This is a genomic window from Paenibacillus pinihumi DSM 23905 = JCM 16419, from assembly GCF_000422505.1.
Classification (GTDB): domain Bacteria; phylum Bacillota; class Bacilli; order Paenibacillales; family Paenibacillaceae; genus Paenibacillus_D; species Paenibacillus_D pinihumi.
Genome location: NZ_KE383864.1, coordinates 371,091 through 388,079, shown reverse-complemented (window position 1 = coordinate 388,079; position 16,989 = coordinate 371,091). Strand labels below are relative to the sequence as shown.

The 16,989-nt window shown below is 51.4% G+C and carries 20 protein-coding genes and 1 tRNA gene; all 21 read left to right on the top strand.

All coding sequences use genetic code 11. The features are described from left to right. Positions 1–132: 132 nt before the first annotated feature. Positions 133–408, top strand: a complete 276-nt coding sequence (locus tag H583_RS0115790) for an HU family DNA-binding protein (protein ID WP_028561300.1) — start codon at positions 133–135, stop codon at positions 406–408. Between the two features lie 200 nt (positions 409–608). Beyond that, positions 609–685 (top strand) — tRNA-Pro (locus tag H583_RS0115785). Between the two features lie 136 nt (positions 686–821). Then, positions 822–1,043, top strand: coding sequence for a trp RNA-binding attenuation protein MtrB (mtrB, locus tag H583_RS0115780; protein ID WP_028561299.1), 222 nt, complete (start codon positions 822–824; stop codon positions 1,041–1,043). Between the two features lie 90 nt (positions 1,044–1,133). Continuing rightward, on the top strand, positions 1,134–1,694 hold the full coding sequence (locus tag H583_RS0115775) for a hypothetical protein (protein ID WP_028561298.1): 561 nt from the start codon (positions 1,134–1,136) through the stop codon (positions 1,692–1,694). A 145-nt stretch (positions 1,695–1,839) separates the two neighbouring features. Then, positions 1,840–2,709 carry a heptaprenyl diphosphate synthase component 1 gene (locus tag H583_RS0115770; RefSeq protein WP_028561297.1) on the top strand — a complete coding sequence of 290 codons (870 nt, stop codon included), beginning with the start codon at positions 1,840–1,842 and terminating at the stop codon, positions 2,707–2,709. Positions 2,710–2,713: 4 nt separating this feature from the next. Beyond that, positions 2,714–3,433, top strand: coding sequence for a demethylmenaquinone methyltransferase (locus H583_RS0115765; RefSeq protein WP_028561296.1), 720 nt, complete (start codon positions 2,714–2,716; stop codon positions 3,431–3,433). Beyond that, on the top strand, positions 3,430–4,305 hold the full coding sequence (locus H583_RS0115760) for a UbiA-like polyprenyltransferase (protein WP_028561295.1): 876 nt from the start codon (positions 3,430–3,432) through the stop codon (positions 4,303–4,305). Before H583_RS0115765 ends, H583_RS0115760 begins: the two co-directional genes overlap by 4 nt. Then, complete coding sequence (locus H583_RS0115755; protein ID WP_028561294.1) at positions 4,299–4,934, top strand: UbiX family flavin prenyltransferase; 636 nt, start codon at positions 4,299–4,301, stop codon at positions 4,932–4,934. The genes H583_RS0115760 and H583_RS0115755 overlap by 7 nt, the downstream gene beginning before the upstream one ends. Beyond that, positions 4,924–5,775 carry a menaquinone biosynthetic enzyme MqnA/MqnD family protein gene (locus H583_RS0115750; protein WP_036709819.1) on the top strand — a complete coding sequence of 284 codons (852 nt, stop codon included), beginning with the start codon at positions 4,924–4,926 and terminating at the stop codon, positions 5,773–5,775. The genes H583_RS0115755 and H583_RS0115750 overlap by 11 nt, the downstream gene beginning before the upstream one ends. Beyond that, positions 5,772–6,746: a heptaprenyl diphosphate synthase component II gene (gene hepT, locus H583_RS0115745; protein WP_028561292.1), complete on the top strand. Its 975-nt coding sequence runs from the start codon at positions 5,772–5,774 to the stop codon at positions 6,744–6,746. The genes H583_RS0115750 and hepT overlap by 4 nt, the downstream gene beginning before the upstream one ends. A 16-nt stretch (positions 6,747–6,762) precedes the next feature. After that, positions 6,763–7,206, top strand: coding sequence for a nucleoside-diphosphate kinase (gene ndk / locus H583_RS0115740; RefSeq protein WP_028561291.1), 444 nt, complete (start codon positions 6,763–6,765; stop codon positions 7,204–7,206). Positions 7,207–7,258: 52 nt separating this feature from the next. Continuing rightward, positions 7,259–8,038, top strand: coding sequence for a CheR family methyltransferase (locus H583_RS0115735; RefSeq protein WP_028561290.1), 780 nt, complete (start codon positions 7,259–7,261; stop codon positions 8,036–8,038). Positions 8,039–8,110: 72 nt separating this feature from the next. After that, a complete protein-coding gene (locus tag H583_RS37220; protein ID WP_169456496.1) occupies positions 8,111–8,278 on the top strand; it encodes a hypothetical protein in 168 nt (55 codons plus the stop codon). A 155-nt stretch (positions 8,279–8,433) separates the two neighbouring features. Next, the gene (aroC, locus tag H583_RS0115725) at positions 8,434–9,603 is read left to right on the top strand and encodes a chorismate synthase (protein WP_028561289.1); all 1,170 of its coding nucleotides are present in this window, start codon (positions 8,434–8,436) and stop codon (positions 9,601–9,603) included. Position 9,604: 1 nt separating this feature from the next. Continuing rightward, complete coding sequence (gene aroB / locus H583_RS0115720) at positions 9,605–10,699, top strand: 3-dehydroquinate synthase (RefSeq protein ID WP_028561288.1); 1,095 nt, start codon at positions 9,605–9,607, stop codon at positions 10,697–10,699. 7 nt (positions 10,700–10,706) lie between these two features. Further along, positions 10,707–11,075, top strand: coding sequence for a chorismate mutase (gene aroH, locus H583_RS0115715; RefSeq protein ID WP_028561287.1), 369 nt, complete (start codon positions 10,707–10,709; stop codon positions 11,073–11,075). 617 nt (positions 11,076–11,692) lie between these two features. Then, positions 11,693–13,246 (top strand): anthranilate synthase component I, encoded by a 1,554-nt coding sequence (trpE, locus tag H583_RS0115710; RefSeq protein WP_028561286.1) that lies wholly within the window; start codon positions 11,693–11,695, stop codon positions 13,244–13,246. A gap of 12 nt (positions 13,247–13,258) precedes the next feature. Continuing rightward, positions 13,259–14,305, top strand: a complete 1,047-nt coding sequence (trpD, locus tag H583_RS0115705; RefSeq protein WP_028561285.1) for an anthranilate phosphoribosyltransferase — start codon at positions 13,259–13,261, stop codon at positions 14,303–14,305. Beyond that, entirely contained in the window at positions 14,295–15,092 is a 798-nt protein-coding gene (gene trpC / locus H583_RS0115700) for an indole-3-glycerol phosphate synthase TrpC (RefSeq protein ID WP_028561284.1), read from the top strand. Before trpD ends, trpC begins: the two co-directional genes overlap by 11 nt. Beyond that, entirely contained in the window at positions 15,089–15,802 is a 714-nt protein-coding gene (locus H583_RS0115695) for a phosphoribosylanthranilate isomerase (protein WP_028561283.1), read from the top strand. The genes trpC and H583_RS0115695 overlap by 4 nt, the downstream gene beginning before the upstream one ends. After that, positions 15,799–16,989, top strand: a complete 1,191-nt coding sequence (gene trpB / locus H583_RS0115690; RefSeq protein WP_028561282.1) for a tryptophan synthase subunit beta — start codon at positions 15,799–15,801, stop codon at positions 16,987–16,989. The genes H583_RS0115695 and trpB overlap by 4 nt, the downstream gene beginning before the upstream one ends.

Genomic DNA, 16,989 nt, shown 5'->3' with positions numbered 1-16,989 from the left:
TTTTTAATCTACTTGAAATTAGTATTCGGCTGTATTACTATAAATTTGTTCGGGTTGAGGTATAAAAAACGGCTTTTGGGTTAAACAGAATGATAAAGAAGCCAATGGACACCGTCAGGGGAGGTGAATGATATGAACAAGACAGATCTGATCTCGAAAGTGGCTGAGTCAACTGAATTGTCCAAGAAAGATGCGACAAAAGCGGTTGATGCTGTTTTCGAAGCAATTTCTGAAGCGCTGCAAAGCGGCGAAAAGGTTCAACTGGTTGGTTTCGGTAACTTTGAAGTTCGGGAGCGTTCCGCACGTAAGGGTCGCAATCCGCAAACTGGAGAAGAAATCGAAATCGCAGCAAGTAAAATGCCTGCTTTCAAACCAGGTAAATCTTTGAAGGATTTGGTATCCAACTAAGATATTACGATTAGAAGATGAACGTCCGAATGCGAATTCGGGCGTTTTTTAACTTTTAAGGACCTTCAGCCACGGAGCGGGTATAAACATTTGTTCAGTGCCTTTACAATTGAATTGTCTGGAATTATAATAGATACGACAAACGCGCAGCATCGGGAAACAAGCATCACGTACATAGGCCTAAGTCAGTTTTTTACTGTCGGGGTATGGCGCAGTCTGGTAGCGCGCGCCCTTGGGGTGGGCGAGGTCGCAGGTTCAAATCCTGTTACTCCGACCAGACATATTGCTTTGTTTGACTGCTTTCCTGATGATTGCAAGATGGTCGGGAAGGCAGTTTTAGATTTAAAGGTTATTAATCAGCTCCGTCAGCGGGCTGTGAATAGAAGCAGGCAATTCGGAAAGGGGGAGAAGTCATGGAGCCGTCAAGCGGTGATTACATTGTCATCAAGGCCCACGAGCAGGGCGTTCATGTTATCGGTCTTACGCGGGGAATGAGTACCAAATTCCATCATACCGAGAAGCTGGACCGCGGGGAAATACTCATTGCTCAATTCACGGACCACACTTCCGCAATCAAGATTCGGGGCAAGGCCACGGTTCTAACCAAATACGGAACCGTTGAATCAGAAGATTGAGCAGGCATAGCCTGCTCATTTTTTTTGTACACTACAGTATAGGGTTTTGATTATACGCATGTAAATTAACCTATACTGGAGGGAACAGGAATGAGAGCTTGGAAGCAGCTCGGGGCAGCGGCAGCGATAGCCGTCACAGCCTCACTGGTCCTGTCAGCACTGCCGATGGCGGATCTTGCGGCGGGAGGAACACGGCATGAGCTCGCTGTCTTCAGGGCCGTCCAGCCCAAGTTGCTAAACTATGATAACGTAGTGGAGCTTCTTAGCGGCCTTGGCTTGCAGCAAAAGATCAAGCGCGTGGATTTAAACCGTGGTGTGCTGGCAGTCGACTTGTTAACCGGTAAACGCTCGACTGCTGAAAGCCTTAATGGGGATGTGTTGGAACTCCTCCGTCTTGGCTTTATTCGCATGGAGAATGTCGAGCGGCTGCTTGTCCGGGTGCTGGAATGTCCCGAAGCAGCAGGAGATGTCCAGGCTTCTCTGGCCCCAAGCTTGCTGTTGTCCGCAGATGTCCGGAAGACGGATGAATCGCTCGCCGAAATTATCCCGATTCTACACGCCGGTGATTTGCTTGAGGGGAGCTGGAGCAAGCGTCTGAGACTGAGTTATACGCCACTGTGGCGTGAGCGTTACGGCTCGCCGAAGTCATGAAAAAACGGCGTCATACAAGGATTTTTTACATTGTAGCAATATGATGAACAACCTGCAGATTTTATGCTTCACCTTTAAAGTTGTGCTATAATAATTTAGATATCAGGCTCAGTATGCTTGACTGCGCTGTTCGGAGGCTTGTCCCATGGAAACTTACCGCATACCAGAAATGGCTAGCAAATATACCAATTACGATATGATTCAAATTCATACTGAGCTGCCTGCTTTTCCTGATTCCCGTGTCCGCCTGCTTTACGCTTTTCTGGCTAATGAACGCAAGGAGGAGAAATACAGCGAGTTATACGCGCTGGTTGTCTCCCTTGTCCAGATGGGACTGGATACTCACGATTTGATCGATACGGATACCGGAAACAAACAGGAGAAAGCGATGCGCTCGCGCCAGCTGAAGGTTCTTGCCGGCGACTATTTTAGCAGCCGGTTTTACCATCTTCTTTCCCAGGAGGGCCAGATAGACCTGATCAAAAAGCTGAGCGGAGCGATCTGTGAGGTTAACCGGTTAAAGATGAATTTGTATATGAAAATGAAGCAGCTTCGCGTGACAGCAGAGGAATACCTTCATACCTGCGTAAAATTGAAAACGGAGCTGTTTGATGTTTTTACAGGCATGCTGGAGGAGCAAAGCAGGCTGCAATGGCCGGCGCTGATGCAGGGTTTTACGCAATGCGAAGTTGTTGTCAGCGAGCTGGAACGGATGGAAACGGCCGGGCAGTTCAAAGGAAGCTGGGGTTACTGGCATGTGCTTCAGGAAGGAACCGAGGAAGAGAAGCGCCTGCTCAAGGAAGATGCCAATGAAGATTCAGTGGTACGAGATTTGCTGGCGAAATATAATATTCGCAAGCAGCTGGCTGCCCAACTTAAACAGGCAGTCGACCATGTCAAGACTGTGGCCAGAAGGCTGGAATCGGATAAGCTGGTCCAAGAGCTGTGTCAGATCGGGGAGTCATTTTTGCGGCCCCTGGCTTCAACTGCTCCGGCATATAACGAGATGAGGTGACAGCATGGACCCCAAGTCCAAGGAGCAGTTTGTACATTCGGTATTTGAGAGCATTGCTCCCAAGTATGACATGATGAATGATTTAATCAGCTTCCGCCGTCATAAGGCGTGGCGGAAATTTACAATGCAAAAAATGGAGATGCCGAAAGGCTCGACTGCTATTGATATTTGCTGCGGTACCTGTGACTGGACCATCTCCATGGCCGAGGCCAGCGGTACCGGCGAGATTGTCGGGCTGGATTTCAGTGCCAATATGCTCGATATCGGCCAGAACAAAGTGAATAGCCGCAATATGAACAAACAGATCAAGCTGGTACAGGGCAATGCCATGGAGCTCCCTTTTGAGGACAACCATTTCGATTATGCAACCATCGGCTTTGCGCTAAGGAATGTCCCGGATCTGGTACAGGTGTTGAGGGAGATGGAGCGTGTCGTCAAGCCGGGCGGGCAAGTTGTTTGCCTGGAACTGTCCAAGCCTTCCTGGCAGCCGTTTAAATCGATTTACTATTTTTACTTCCAAAAGGTAATGCCGCTCATCGGCAAAGTCATTGCCAAGCGCCATGACCAGTACAAGTGGCTTCCCGCATCTCTGGTCAACTTCCCGGACATTAATCGGCTGGCTGAAATATATAGGGAAATCGGATTGCGGCATGTCAAAGCTTACCCGTTTATGGGTGGGATTGCAGCGCTGCATATCGGTACGAAAGGATCGGATAGGCCATGATTCGCAAAATCAGCATTTTTCTTGAAATGATTAAATTCGAGCACAGTATTTTTGCTCTGCCTTTTGCATTTGTCGGCGCCATTCTTGGCGCTGTTGTTTTGGAGAAGCGTCTTCCGCTCTGGTCGGAAATCGGATGGATTGTGCTGGCCATGATTGGCGCACGCAGCGCGGCTATGGGGCTGAACCGGCTGATCGATAAAGCGATTGATTTGCGCAATCCACGTACGAAAAACCGGGCTTTGCCGGCAGGGTTATTAAAATCAGGCGAGGTCTTTATTTTTATTGCGATTTCGTTTGTCCTGCTGTTTGTAGCGGCTTTCCGTCTCGATCCGTTGTCGGTCAAGCTTCTTCCGCTCGCGGTATTTATGCTCGTTATTTATTCTTATACCAAACGTTTTACGTGGCTGTGCCACATTGTACTCGGATTGACCATCGGACTTGCGCCGCTGGGCGGATGGGTCGCAATTACCGGCAAGATCGACTTTACTGCAATTCTTCTGTATATTTCCGTAGCGTTGTGGACCGCAGGCTTTGATATCATCTATGCCTGCCAGGATGCTGAGTTTGACCGTGACGAGAAGCTGCATTCCATCCCGTCCCGGTTTGGTATTGCCAAGGCCTTGTGGATTGCAAGAATCTTTCATACCATAACGGCAATCGGCTTCTTTACGCTGTTTATGCTGACGGATTTAAGCTGGGGCTATCTGGTGGGGATGATTATTGCAATCGCCATTTTGTTCTATGAACATACACTTGTCAAACCATACGATTTAAGCAAGCTAAACATGGCGTTTTTTACCATGAACGGGGTACTGAGCATGGTTATTTTTATCTTTACCCTATTTGATCTGGTGGTGCTGCATCAATGGTAAACCAGTCATCGCCATCCGCTGCAAAAAGATGGGCGGTCGGTATAACGGGAGCCAGCGGAGCAGTCTATGGAATCCGGCTGTGCGAGGAACTGCTGCGTCAGCATATCCACGTTCATCTTGTCATTTCAGAGGCAGGCTGGAGAGTGCTTAAGGAGGAGCTTGGATGGAATACGGCCAAGCGCCAGGAGGCGCTTCGGGCCAAGTTCGCTTGTGAGCTTGAGGAAGGACGGTTGATTTTCCATCCTAATGCCGATATCGGGGCGACGATCGCAAGCGGCTCCTTCCGGATGGAAGGGATGGTTGTCGTTCCATGCTCGATGGGTTCGCTGTCTTCGATCGCAAATGGCGCTTCAAATAACCTGCTTACGAGAGCGGCAGATGTAGCTCTGAAGGAAGGGCGGCAATTACTGCTTGTTCCGAGGGAAACGCCGCTCCATGCCATTCATCTGGAAAATATGCTGAAGCTGGCTCGTCTGGGAGTGCGAATTATCCCTGCCATGCCTGCTTTTTATTATCAGCCGTCTTCTATGGATGAGATGATTGACTTTATGGTAGGCAAGGTGATGGACAATATGAATCTGGATCATGATCTTTACAGGAGATGGGGGGACGATCATAATGGAAGCTAGCCGCCCTTTTCGTTTAGGCCGGATTGATTATGCCAACGCATGGCCTATTTTTCATTATATCGGAGATCCGGACGGGGTAGAGGTTATATCCAAGCTGCCCAGCGGTCTCAATAAGGCGCTTTCTGAGGGCGAGCTTGATATGGCGGCGATATCGTCGTTTTCCTATGCCCAGAATGCTGGTGATTATTTAATTGTGCCGGATCTTTCGGTCAGCAGCCCAAGACGCGTCAATTCGATTCTGCTATTTTTGAAGAAGCCGCTGGAGCAGGTGCTGCAGGGCAAAATTGCTGTAACCAACGCGTCGGCGACTTCTGTCAATCTGCTGAAAATCATTATGAAACGTTATTATGAAGCCGCGCCTGAGTATGTCACACAGCCGCCGTCTTTGGAGGCAATGCTGGCAGAATCGGATGCTGCGCTGCTTATTGGTGATGACGCCATCAGAGCCTCTTGGGAAAATACACGCTATGAAGTGCTTGATCTCGGAGAGCTGTGGCGCAACTGGACAGGCTACGGAATGACCTTTGCGCTAGTCGCTGTCCGCAAATCTGCGGCCTTTGCCGAACCCGGGACACTGGCCAAGGTATATCAGGTACTGCGGGAGAGCAAGCGGCGCAGCCTGGTCAATTTGGAGCCGCTTGTCAGCAAGGCATGCACCTTAATCGGAGGAACGGCAGATTATTGGTACCGGTATTTCACAGAGCTGAACTATGATTTCGGGCCAGCACAGCAAGCCGGCCTGCAGCTTTATTTCAACCTTGCCAGCGAGCTTGGTTTACTGCCGCACAAGGTAGAGATGGAATATTGGACAAATCCCTCTGCTGTACAGGTGAACGAATGAAACTATTGGACTTGTATGCAAAAATGAAGCATGATTTAAATGTAATTGAGAACGAATTGGAAGCCGTCATGACTTCCGACCATGCGCTTCTCAGTGAAACTTCCCTGCATTTGCTCAAGGCTGGAGGGAAGCGGATTCGGCCTGTATTCGTACTGCTGGCCGGAAAATTCGGCAGCTACAACCTCGATGAGCTGAAAAAGGTTGCCGTTGCTCTTGAGCTTATACATATGGCATCTCTCGTCCATGACGATGTTATTGACGACGCCGATACACGCCGGGGCCAACTGACAGTAAAGTCCAAATGGGATAACCGGATTGCCATGTATACGGGTGATTATATCCATGCCAAGGCACTGCTCACGATTACCGATTTGAAGAATCCGCAAATCCATCAGGTGCTGTCCAAGGCAATGGTGGAAATGTGCATCGGCGAGATGGAACAAATCCGGGACTTTTTCAATACGTCCCAGACGGTCCGCAACTACTTGCTGCGCATCCGCCGCAAAACTGCGCTACTGATCGCCATTAGCTGCCAGTTAGGGGCAATCGCGGCGGGGTGCAACAATACCACTTCACAGAACCTGTACCGTTTCGGTTATAATGTAGGCATGGCCTTCCAGATCGGCGATGATCTGCTGGACTTGTGCGGTACCGAGAAACAGATCGGCAAGCCCCCGGGCTCAGATATCCGGCAGGGGAATATTACACTTCCCGTGTTGTTCGCACTGGAAGACCCGGTTGTAGCTGAGGAGTTGCTGCCTGAGATCAACCGGATTCGGGATACTGACGGCCAGGCAGGAACGGTCCGTGCACTCCAACTGATCAAGCGCAGCAGCGGCATTGCCCGTGCCGAGGAACTCGTTGGACGCTATATCGCCAAGGCAGTCCAGGCGCTGGAGGAGCTGCCGGCTATTCCGGCAAAGAAGAATTTAACCGACATTGCAGGATTTATCGCTAAACGAAACTATTGAAGGCAGGGGAATGAAGATGGAACAAACCTTTCTGATGATCAAGCCTGATGGTGTTCAACGCGGTCTGATCGGTGAAATTGTGTGCCGTTTCGAGAAGAAGGGGCTGCAGCTTTGCGCCGCCAAGTTTATGAAGCTGGATGAGGAACTGGCAAGGCGCCACTATGCAGAGCATGAGGGCAAGCCTTTTTATCCGCCGCTCATCGATTTCATTCTTTCAGGTCCGGTCTTTGCGATGGTCTGGAAGGGGGATCAGGCGATTGGCCTGACAAGAGCGCTCATTGGCAAGACAGATGCGCTGGCAGCCGCGCCCGGAACGATCCGTTCCGATTTCGGCGTACATACGAATTTTAATTTGATTCACGGCTCGGATTCCGTGGAAAGCGCCCAGCGCGAAATCGCGCTTTACTTCAAGCCGGAGGAGCTTCTGGATTACGAGCATACGATACAGCGCTGGATTTAATTACAGTCATGCCGCCTTTCGTCAAGGGGCGCAGCTCGAGGGGGAAGCGGATGTGGAGGATCAGGACTTCGCATTATTTATCGCACGCATAAAAGAGAAAACAGCGATTGATTTATCTCAGTACAAGGAAGCCCAAATGAAGCGGCGACTGACGACATTGCGTATGAAGCACGGATTTACGACGTTCAAAGCTTATTGGGAGGCGCTGCAGTCTACGCCCAAGCTGCTGGATGAGTTTCTTGACAGAATGACGATCAATGTATCGGAATTTTGGCGGAATCCGACCCGCTGGGGGGCGCTGGAGAATCGGTTCATGCCGGAAATATTGAAGGAGAACCGAAGCCCGAAAATATGGAGCGCGGCTTGTTCGACCGGTGAGGAGCCATATACCCTGGCTATGATTCTGGATAAGCTCGGCTCTTTGGAACGCAGCAGCCTGCTTGCTACTGATCTTGATGCAGGGGTCATTGCCAAGGCTATGAAGGGGGAATATGCTGAACGCTCGCTCAAGGATGTGCCTAAAGACTATTTGCAGTCCTATTTCAGCCAGCGCAATGATGCTTTTGTTGTTGCTGATAAGCTGAAGCGGGCCGTCCGCTTCAAGCAGCATAATTTGCTGCATGACCGTTTTGAAGGACCATTTGACCTGATTGTATGCCGGAATGTGATGATCTATTTTACCGATGAAGCGAAGCAGTTTTTATATCATAATTTTTCTAAGGCTCTTCGTCCGGGCGGCCTGCTCTTTGTAGGAAGCACAGAACAAATTTTCACGCCGTCACAGTACAACCTGGAGACGGTCGAAACCTTTTTTTACAGACGTACCCCATAACTGCTGAACAAGGTATATTCATTTCCAGATTCTCCAATACTAAGCGGCAAACGCCTAAGATGGAGGATCACAATGGACAAACGCAAAGTGGTAGCCGCTTATCGCTGCGGTTTTATCACCTTACAGGAATGTGCGCAAATATTGGGCCTCGACAGCCTGCAGGTGAAAGGGATCATGGAAAACCCGGATCTTGCAGGGAGTAACAAGAGCCAGGCCAAACAGCAGACGGTGGGCAGTTGACGCTGTCTCCATTTCAACTGCTTTCCGAACAGAGGGGTATCTCCCAAAGGCATGATCACGCCTTTGGGAGATACCCCTCATTCTTGTCAATCATCAAGGCATATACTATAATGAGCAAAGATATTTAGGGCGTTACAGTTGAAGGAGGAATCAAGTTGAGCTTACGTTATTTGACCGCCGGTGAAACCCACGGGCCACAGTTAACCGCAATTATAGAAGGACTGCCAAGCAACCTGACTCTTGATTTTGAAGAATTGAATTTTCAGCTTCATCGCCGCCAAAAGGGACATGGCCGCGGACGCCGCATGCAAATTGAGAAGGATACAGCCCAAGTTGTAGGAGGTGTCCGTCACGGCAGAACTACCGGAGCGCCTGTTGCACTGGTTGTTGCCAACAATGACTGGAAGCACTGGACATCCGTTATGAACATCGAGCCAATCGAAGGCAGTGATGAGGAGAAGCGCCGGGTACACCGTCCGCGTCCGGGTCATGCTGATTTGAACGGCGGATTGAAGTATGATCTGAAGGATCTGCGGAACGTGCTTGAGCGCTCCAGTGCACGGGAAACTGCTGCACGTGTCGCTGTCGGCGCTGTAGCCAGACAACTGCTTGCCGAATTCGGCATTAAGGTTGCCGGTCAGGTCATTCGTATCGGTGAAATTCAGGCTCCGCCTAACCAGCTCCCGGTTGATGAACTCATCGAGCGCACAGAGCAATCGTCTGTCCGTGTCGTTGACAAGGAAACAGAAGAGAAAATGACCGCTTACATTGATCAAATCAAAGCCGAAGGCGATTCCATTGGCGGTATTGTGGAATGCATTATTGAAGGTGTGCCTGTCGGACTCGGAAGCCATGTTCAATGGGACCGCAAGCTGGATGCCCGTATTGCGCAGGCTGTTGTATCCATTAATGCATTCAAAGGCTGTGAGATCGGTATTGGATTTGAAGCGGCACAGCTTAGAGGCTCCCAGGTTCATGATGAGATTTTGTACAGTGAGGAGCGCGGATATCACCGTGCAACCAATCGTCTGGGCGGATTCGAGGGCGGTATGACCAATGGCGAGCAAATTGTAGTACGTGGTGTCATGAAGCCGATTCCGACACTCTACAAGCCTCTGCGCAGTGTGGATATCGATACGAAGGAGCCGTTTACAGCCCAGGTTGAGCGTTCGGACAGCTGCGCTGTGCCGGCAGCCAGCGTTGTCATGGAGCATGTGGTAGCCTGGGAAGTTGCGCGTGCGTTCCTGGAGAAGTTCGGCGGCGACTCGATTGAGGAAATTCGTGCAAACCTGAACAATTATCTAGAACAAGTGGGGCGGTACTAGAATGAGAGAGCTGACGGTAGATTTGGGCGACCGCTCGTACCCGATTTATATTGGAGAAGGGCTTCTTGACCAAATTGCTTCTTATTTTGACAAGCATGGTTTAAGCAAAAAATCTCCGCTGTTCATCGTATCGGATTCCAATGTTGCCCCCAAATTTTTGCCTAAGGTGCAGCAGAAGCTGGAGGAAGGCGGCTACCGTGTCGTAACGGCAGTTGTCCCTTCCGGGGAATCCTCCAAGTCGCTGTCCCAATTCGAACAGCTGATTACAGAAGCGCTGAAGGCGGGACTGGATCGCAACTCGGCGGTTATTGCCTTGGGTGGCGGTGTCGTGGGCGATCTGGCTGGCTATGTTGCAGCGGCCTATATGAGGGGAATTCGTTTTATCCAGATTCCGACAACAATCTTGGCGCATGACAGCAGCGTTGGCGGCAAAGTGGCGGTAAATCACCCGCAGGCAAAGAACATTATCGGTGCTTTTCATCAGCCGGAAATGGTGCTCTACGACTTGGCTACACTGCAGACGCTGCCGGAGCGGGAAGTTAAGAGCGGTCTTGCCGAAGTTGTCAAGCACGGCTTGATCTGGGATGCGGAATTTGTTGACTGGCTGGATGCCAATGCAGACAAGCTGCTGGCCCTGGATGCGGAAGCGCTGGGCTACGCTCTGTACAAAGGCAGCAGCGTCAAAGCAGCAGTGGTATCGCAGGATGAACGGGAGAATGATCTGCGGGCGATTCTCAATCTGGGACACACCATCGGCCATGCGCTGGAGGCTGTAGCCAATTATAATGAGCTGCAGCATGGCGAAGCCATTTCAATCGGGATGGTTGGCGCGGCGATCCTCGGCGTGGAGCTTGGAGCGCCTCAAGAGGTCTATGAGGTGACAAAGCGTGTCCTCCAGCGTTGCGGACTTCCGGTGAGATTGCCTGAGCATCTGGATACGGAAGAGATTATGGAAGCGATGATGCATGACAAGAAGTTCAAGGAAGGCCATATGGTCTACATTATCCCGACGGCGATCGGCACAGTTGAAATCAACAAGGCGATGTCCGCTGACAGGGTAAGGGCTGTAGTGGAGCAATTGAAGAAGGAGGGGTGATCCGCAAATGAGTGTTCGCGGTATACGGGGAGCAACAACAGTTGAGCAGAACGAAGAAACGGTTATTCTTCAGGCAACGAGCGAATTGCTGAAAGAGATCGTAAAGGAAAATCAGATTATCCCGGATGATATATGCAGCATCTGGATTACAGTGACGCATGACCTGGATGCGACATTCCCGGCGAAAGTCATTCGCGAGATGGCAGGTTGGGAGCTTGTTCCTCTCATGTGCTCGCTGGAGGTTCCGGTAAAGGGGAGCCTGGAGAAATGCATCCGGTTTATGGTTCATGTCAATACAGACAAGCAGCAAAGTGAAATTCGCCATGTGTATTTGGGCAGAGCGCGAGCGCTTCGTCCTGACTTTAGCACAAAATAATCGGGCTGGCTGCAGAAGCTGAAACAGCAATATATCCAAGCATAAACTTATGGTGCCGGGGGTGCGGAGGGAGAACATGCCGCATACCTTGCAATTTTGGACATCTATTTGCTTTAGTCCTTTGCAGCGATAACAGTTGACGTTTTTTACTGCTCTGTTGTATATTGGTATCATCATTTAAATGCACGACATAAAGGTTAACAACTGAAAGCATAGCTTTCAAAACACCATGGTAATTGTTTGCTGTCAGAGGATAGCGAAGATTGCTTGCAGTGGATAGAGATGAGTAGCAAGAGTAGTTGAGACGAGCTGAGTGAGTTGAGGGAATTACGAAACTGCCTGAGTGCAATCCTGATCTGCATCACATGCAAGCAGAGGGTTGCTTAACACAGTATTGCAGGGAACGACCGGAACAACTGCTTGAGAAAGCAATGTGTTCTGCCGTTGTATGCCGGATACGTCAGGTTCGTTCTGTATTCTATCGCGCTTCTGATCGTAGATTCGCTCCTGCTGCGGCAGGAGCTTTTTTATTTTCAAAATAGAATTTAAAAAGCTGTTCGATGCTGGCTCCTGTTTCACTTGAAATTACTATGAACAATGGAAGAAGGGATCTAACGATGACAACCGAACTGCAGAAGGTCATTCAATTGGCCGGGAAATACAATTTAATTCCGATTGTCCGCCACGTGATGGCTGATACTGAGACGCCAATTCGCTTGTTCCAGCATTTTTACCAAGAACGCCGGGCATTTTTGCTGGAGAGCGTGGAGGGCGGAGTAAAGTGGGCGCGTTATTCTTTCATCGGCACGGACCCGTTCATGATGATCTCAGGCAAGCAGGGTGAGATGACAATTGAGCAGCGCGGCGAGAAGCGGGTGTTCAAGGATAAGCCGATTGAAACGCTGAAAGCTTATTTAAGAAGTTTCCGCAGCCCGGCAAACTCTGAGCTGCCGCCGTTTACAGGAGGCGCGATTGGATTTTTCGGCTATGATTTGCTGCAGTATTATGAGAAGCTTCCGGCCCATCGTGTGGATGATTTGCAGATGAATGACCTGCAGTTCATGTTCTGTGATCAAATCATTGTATTTGACCACTTTAAGCAGCAGCTTCAAGTCATTGGCAATGTGCATATTCCTGACCAGGCCACGGACGAAGATATTCGGATCGCCTATGAGACCACGGTTGCGAAGGTTGCTGCGATCCTTGAGAAATTACAGCAGCCGGCAGTTTTCCCGGTGATGGCCAGCGGCGTTATAGCTACGGACCCGGATCTGGGGGAGGTGCAGTCCAATCTGACCAAGGAGCAGTTTATTGCCAATGTTGAACAGGCCAAGGAGTACATACGGGCCGGGGATATTTTCCAAGTGGTGCTGTCCCAGCGCTTCAGCATTGAAACGGAGGTTGACCCGCTTCAGGTATACCGGATTCTACGTACGATGAATCCTTCGCCTTATATGTATTATTTGAAAATGGATGACGAGGTCATTGTCGGCACTTCGCCGGAAGCGCTCGTCAAGGTCAACCAGGGCCGTGTCGAGACCCGGCCGATTGCCGGAACAAGGCCGCGCGGAAAAACGCCGGAGCAGGATTTGCAATTGGAGCGTGAACTGCTGGCTGATGAGAAGGAGCGGGCGGAGCATCTGATGCTGGTTGATCTGGGGCGCAATGATATTGGCCGCGTATGCGAATTTGGTACAGTAACCTGCGATTCCTATATGGAGATTGAACGGTATTCCCATGTGATGCATATCGTCTCCAATGTTTCCGGCAAGCTAAGAGAGGACAAGGATTTCTTCGATGCGTTCGTCTCTTGCCTGCCAGCCGGCACGGTGTCGGGAGCACCGAAACTTAGAGCGATGGAGATTATTGCGGAGCTGGAAAATGAGGCGCGCGGCGCCTATGCAGGAGCAATCGGTTATCTTGGCTTTGGCGGCAGTCTCGATACATGCATCACTATCCGCACAATCATTTTCAAACAGGGCAAAGCCTATGTGCAGGCCGGGGCAGGTATTGTGTGGGACTCTGTACCGGAGAGCGAGTATATGGAGACAGTCAACAAAGCAATGGCGCTGCTCAAGGCAATTCGTGCGGCAGAGCTTATGTTTCCGGTTCAGGGTGCAGCCGCTGGCGGCGTACAGGTCACCAATATCGATTACCACTTGAAGGCTTAGGGGGCTTATACAATGACGATAACGTCTTTAAATATGCAGCAGGCACTCACTAAAATCATTGGCGGAGGGCATCTGACGCGTGAAGAAGCGGCAGGCATTATGGAGATTATCATGAGCGGGGAGGCAACCTCAGCGCAGATCGCAGGGGTGGTGACGGCACTGCGGATGAAGGGCGAGACGGTGGATGAAATTACCGGTTTTGCCGAGGTGATGCGTGCGAAAGCCAGCCGGGTCACGACGGAGCAGGAAGGGCTGCTTGATACTTGCGGAACCGGAGGTTCAGGCATTCACAAATTCAACATTTCCACGGCCTCGGCTATTATTGCCGCAGCGGCGGGAATCCGGGTAGCCAAGCACGGCAACCGGGCAATGTCCGGCAAAGCGGGCTCGGCCGATGTGCTGGAAGCGCTCGGGGTAAACATCACCCTGACGGCGGAGCAGGCAGCCCAGTGTCTGGATAGTATCGGGATATGCTTTATGTTTGCTCAGCTGTATCACCCGTCGCTGAAGCATGCGGCAGGCCCGCGCAAGGAGCTCGGCATTCGCAGCATCTTCAATATGCTCGGACCATTGACGAATCCGGCAGGGGCTGACCGCCAACTGCTCGGTATCTATGAGCGCTCCCGTACGGAGACCGTAGCAGGGGTTCTGAAGCAGCTCGGGCTCAAGAGGGCAATGATTGTCAGCAGCCACGATGGACTGGACGAAATCAGCCTTTCCGCTCCTTCCCAGATTTCCGAGCTCAAGGACGGACATATCCGGACCTATGATATTACACCTGAGGAGCTGGGGCTTTGCCGCTCTGAACTGGGCGAGATTATGGGCGGCAGTGCCCAGATCAATGCGCAAATTATTAGACGAGTGTTCAGCGGGGAAGAACAGGGGCCTTATCGGGATATTATCGCGGCCAACGCAGGAGCATGTATTTATGTAGGGGGGGCGGTGGAGTCGCTTGTTGATGGCGTCCGCCGTGCCAAGGAATTAATTGAAGCAGGAGCTGCAGCGGCCAAGCTGGAGCAGCTAATTCGGACGACAGGAGAGTATGCCCATGTTTCTTGATAAAATTGTGGACGTAAAGCGCAAGGAAGTAGAGGCGCTGGCATCCGGATTTTCACTGCCGGACTATGAGAAGCAAATCGCCGGGCTTCCGGCTTGTCTCGGTTTTGAAACAGCCTTGACCACAGGCCGCAAGCGCCCGATGGGACTCATTGCCGAGGTCAAGAAGGCATCCCCGTCGAAAGGCTTGATCCGGGCTGACTTTGATCCGGTTAAGCTGGCGTCTCTGTATGAAAGCCACGGTGCTGATTGTATCTCTGTGCTCACGGATACGGATTTCTTCCAGGGGAGCAATGACTATCTGACCCAGGTGCGCCAGCAGGTTAAAGTGCCGCTGCTGCGCAAGGATTTTATTATTGATTACCGTCAAATTTATGAGGCGCGTGTTATCGGAGCAGATGCAGTGCTGCTCATTGCGGCAATTTTGACTTCCAGCCAGCTCAGCGAATATTACGACCTGGCAAAAACTCTCGGTATGGATGTGCTGGTGGAGGTTCATGACCGCGAGGAACTGGAGATGGTGCTGGACATTGACAAGGCCACACTGATTGGTGTCAATAACCGCAATCTGAAAACTTTCGTTACGGATATCCGCACGACAGAGCAATTGATCGGCATGATGCCAAAAAGCGCAACCGTCATTAGCGAGAGCGGCATTTCCGGGCCGGACGAAATCACTTACTTGCAAGGCATCGGTGCGCATGGCGTATTGGTTGGCGAGCATTTCATGCGCCAGGAGCATGTAGGAACGGCCGTCGAACAATTGATGGGACCGGTGTCGGCACGATGACAGCAGCAACGGGAGTCAAAGTGTGCGGATTGAAGAATACAGAGATCATTAATCAGCTTCACGGCCTTGCGATTAGCGAGGTCGGATTCGTACTGGCTCCAAGCCGCCGTCAGGTTACGCCTGAACAGGCCGGGGAGCTGCTGCGGGCCGTACGTTTACTGCGCAGTGACAAGGGTGAACCAGTGCAGGCAGTGGGCGTAGTTGTTAATGCCCCGCTGGATGAGCTGAAGGCTGTTCTGGCAGCGGCACCGCTCGATGTCTTGCAGCTTCATGGCGACGAAACGCCTGAATTCTGCAATGCTGTAAAGCAGCTCGGCGTTAAGGTGTGGAAGGTGTTTTCCTTGTCTGCCGGGGATTCTGGCGACAATGTAATAACCGGAAACAGCAGCGTTTCTTCTGAGTCAGGTGGCACTCCCGGTCCGCTGGCATTGCTTGCGCCTTACAAAGGCAGCATCGACGGGGTGCTCATCGATACAGCCGGAGGCGGAACAGGCCGGCCGTTTGACTGGCGCAACATTCCGGCTTACCGTGAAGCTGCCCATGAGCTTGGTCTTCCGCTCTATGTCGCAGGAGGACTGCATGCGGGCAATGTAGAGGACCTGCTCGGCTTTAAGCCGGACGGGGTGGATGTATCCAGCAGTGTTGAAACGGATGGCGTCAAGGATATTGTAAAAATAAGGGCATTTGTTGAAAGGGTGAAGGAATCATGAATCAGGTACCGGACGATAATGGGCGCTATGGCAAATTTGGAGGCCGCTATGTGCCGGAAACATTAATGAATGCATTGTTCGAGCTCGAAGAGGCGTTTGACCATTACGCCAAAGACCCGGAGTTTCAAGCGGAGCTTCAATATTTGCTCAAGCAGTATTCCGGCAGACCAACGCCGCTGTACTATGCGGAGAGACTCTCCAAACATTTGGGCGGCGCGCAGATCTACCTGAAACGGGAAGATTTGAACCATACTGGCGCGCATAAAATCAACAACTCGCTTGCTCAGGCGCTGCTTGCCAAACGGATGGGCAAAACTAAGGTCATTGCAGAGACAGGCGCAGGCCAGCATGGTGTAGCTTCTGCGACGGCAGCGGCACTGCTTGGCCTGGAATGCAAGGTGTTTATGGGCGAAGAAGACACCAAGCGCCAGCAGCTTAATGTATTCCGCATGAAGCTGCTCGGAGCGGAGGTTGTGCCCGTATTATCCGGCACCCGTACCTTGAAGGATGCCTGCAATGAAACGCTGCGCTACTGGGTAAGCAATGTTACAGACACGTACTATATTTTGGGTTCGGTTACGGGACCGCATCCGTATCCGAAGATGGTTCGTGACTTCCAGCGCATTATTGGCGATGAGGCGCGGGAGCAGATGCTCAGCGAGCAGGGCCAGCTGCCTGATTACGTCGTCGCTGCTGTTGGCGGCGGGAGCAATGCAATCGGAATTTTCTATCCGTTTATTCAGGATGAGTCGGTGAAGCTGATCGGCGTTGAGGCAGCCGGCAAAGGCGTGGAAACGGAAGAGCATGCGGCAACGATGACCAAGGGCCGTCATGGCGTATTCCAGGGCTCGCTCAGCTATGTGCTGCAGGATGACCATGGACAGGTACTGCCCGCCCACTCCATTTCAGCAGGTCTGGACTATCCGGGGGTCGGACCAGAGCACTCCTATTTGAAGGATAGCGGGCGTGCACAGTATGAGCCGATTACGGATGCGGAGGCACTTGAGGCGCTCCAGCTGCTTTCCCGTACGGAGGGCATTATACCGGCGCTTGAATCTGCGCATGCGATTGCCCAGACGATGAAGCTGGCGCCTTCGCTCGGCAAGGATCAGACGATTGTTGTCAGTTTGTCCGGCCGCGGTGACAAGGATGTTGAAGCGATCATGGGATACCTGGGAGGAATGTAA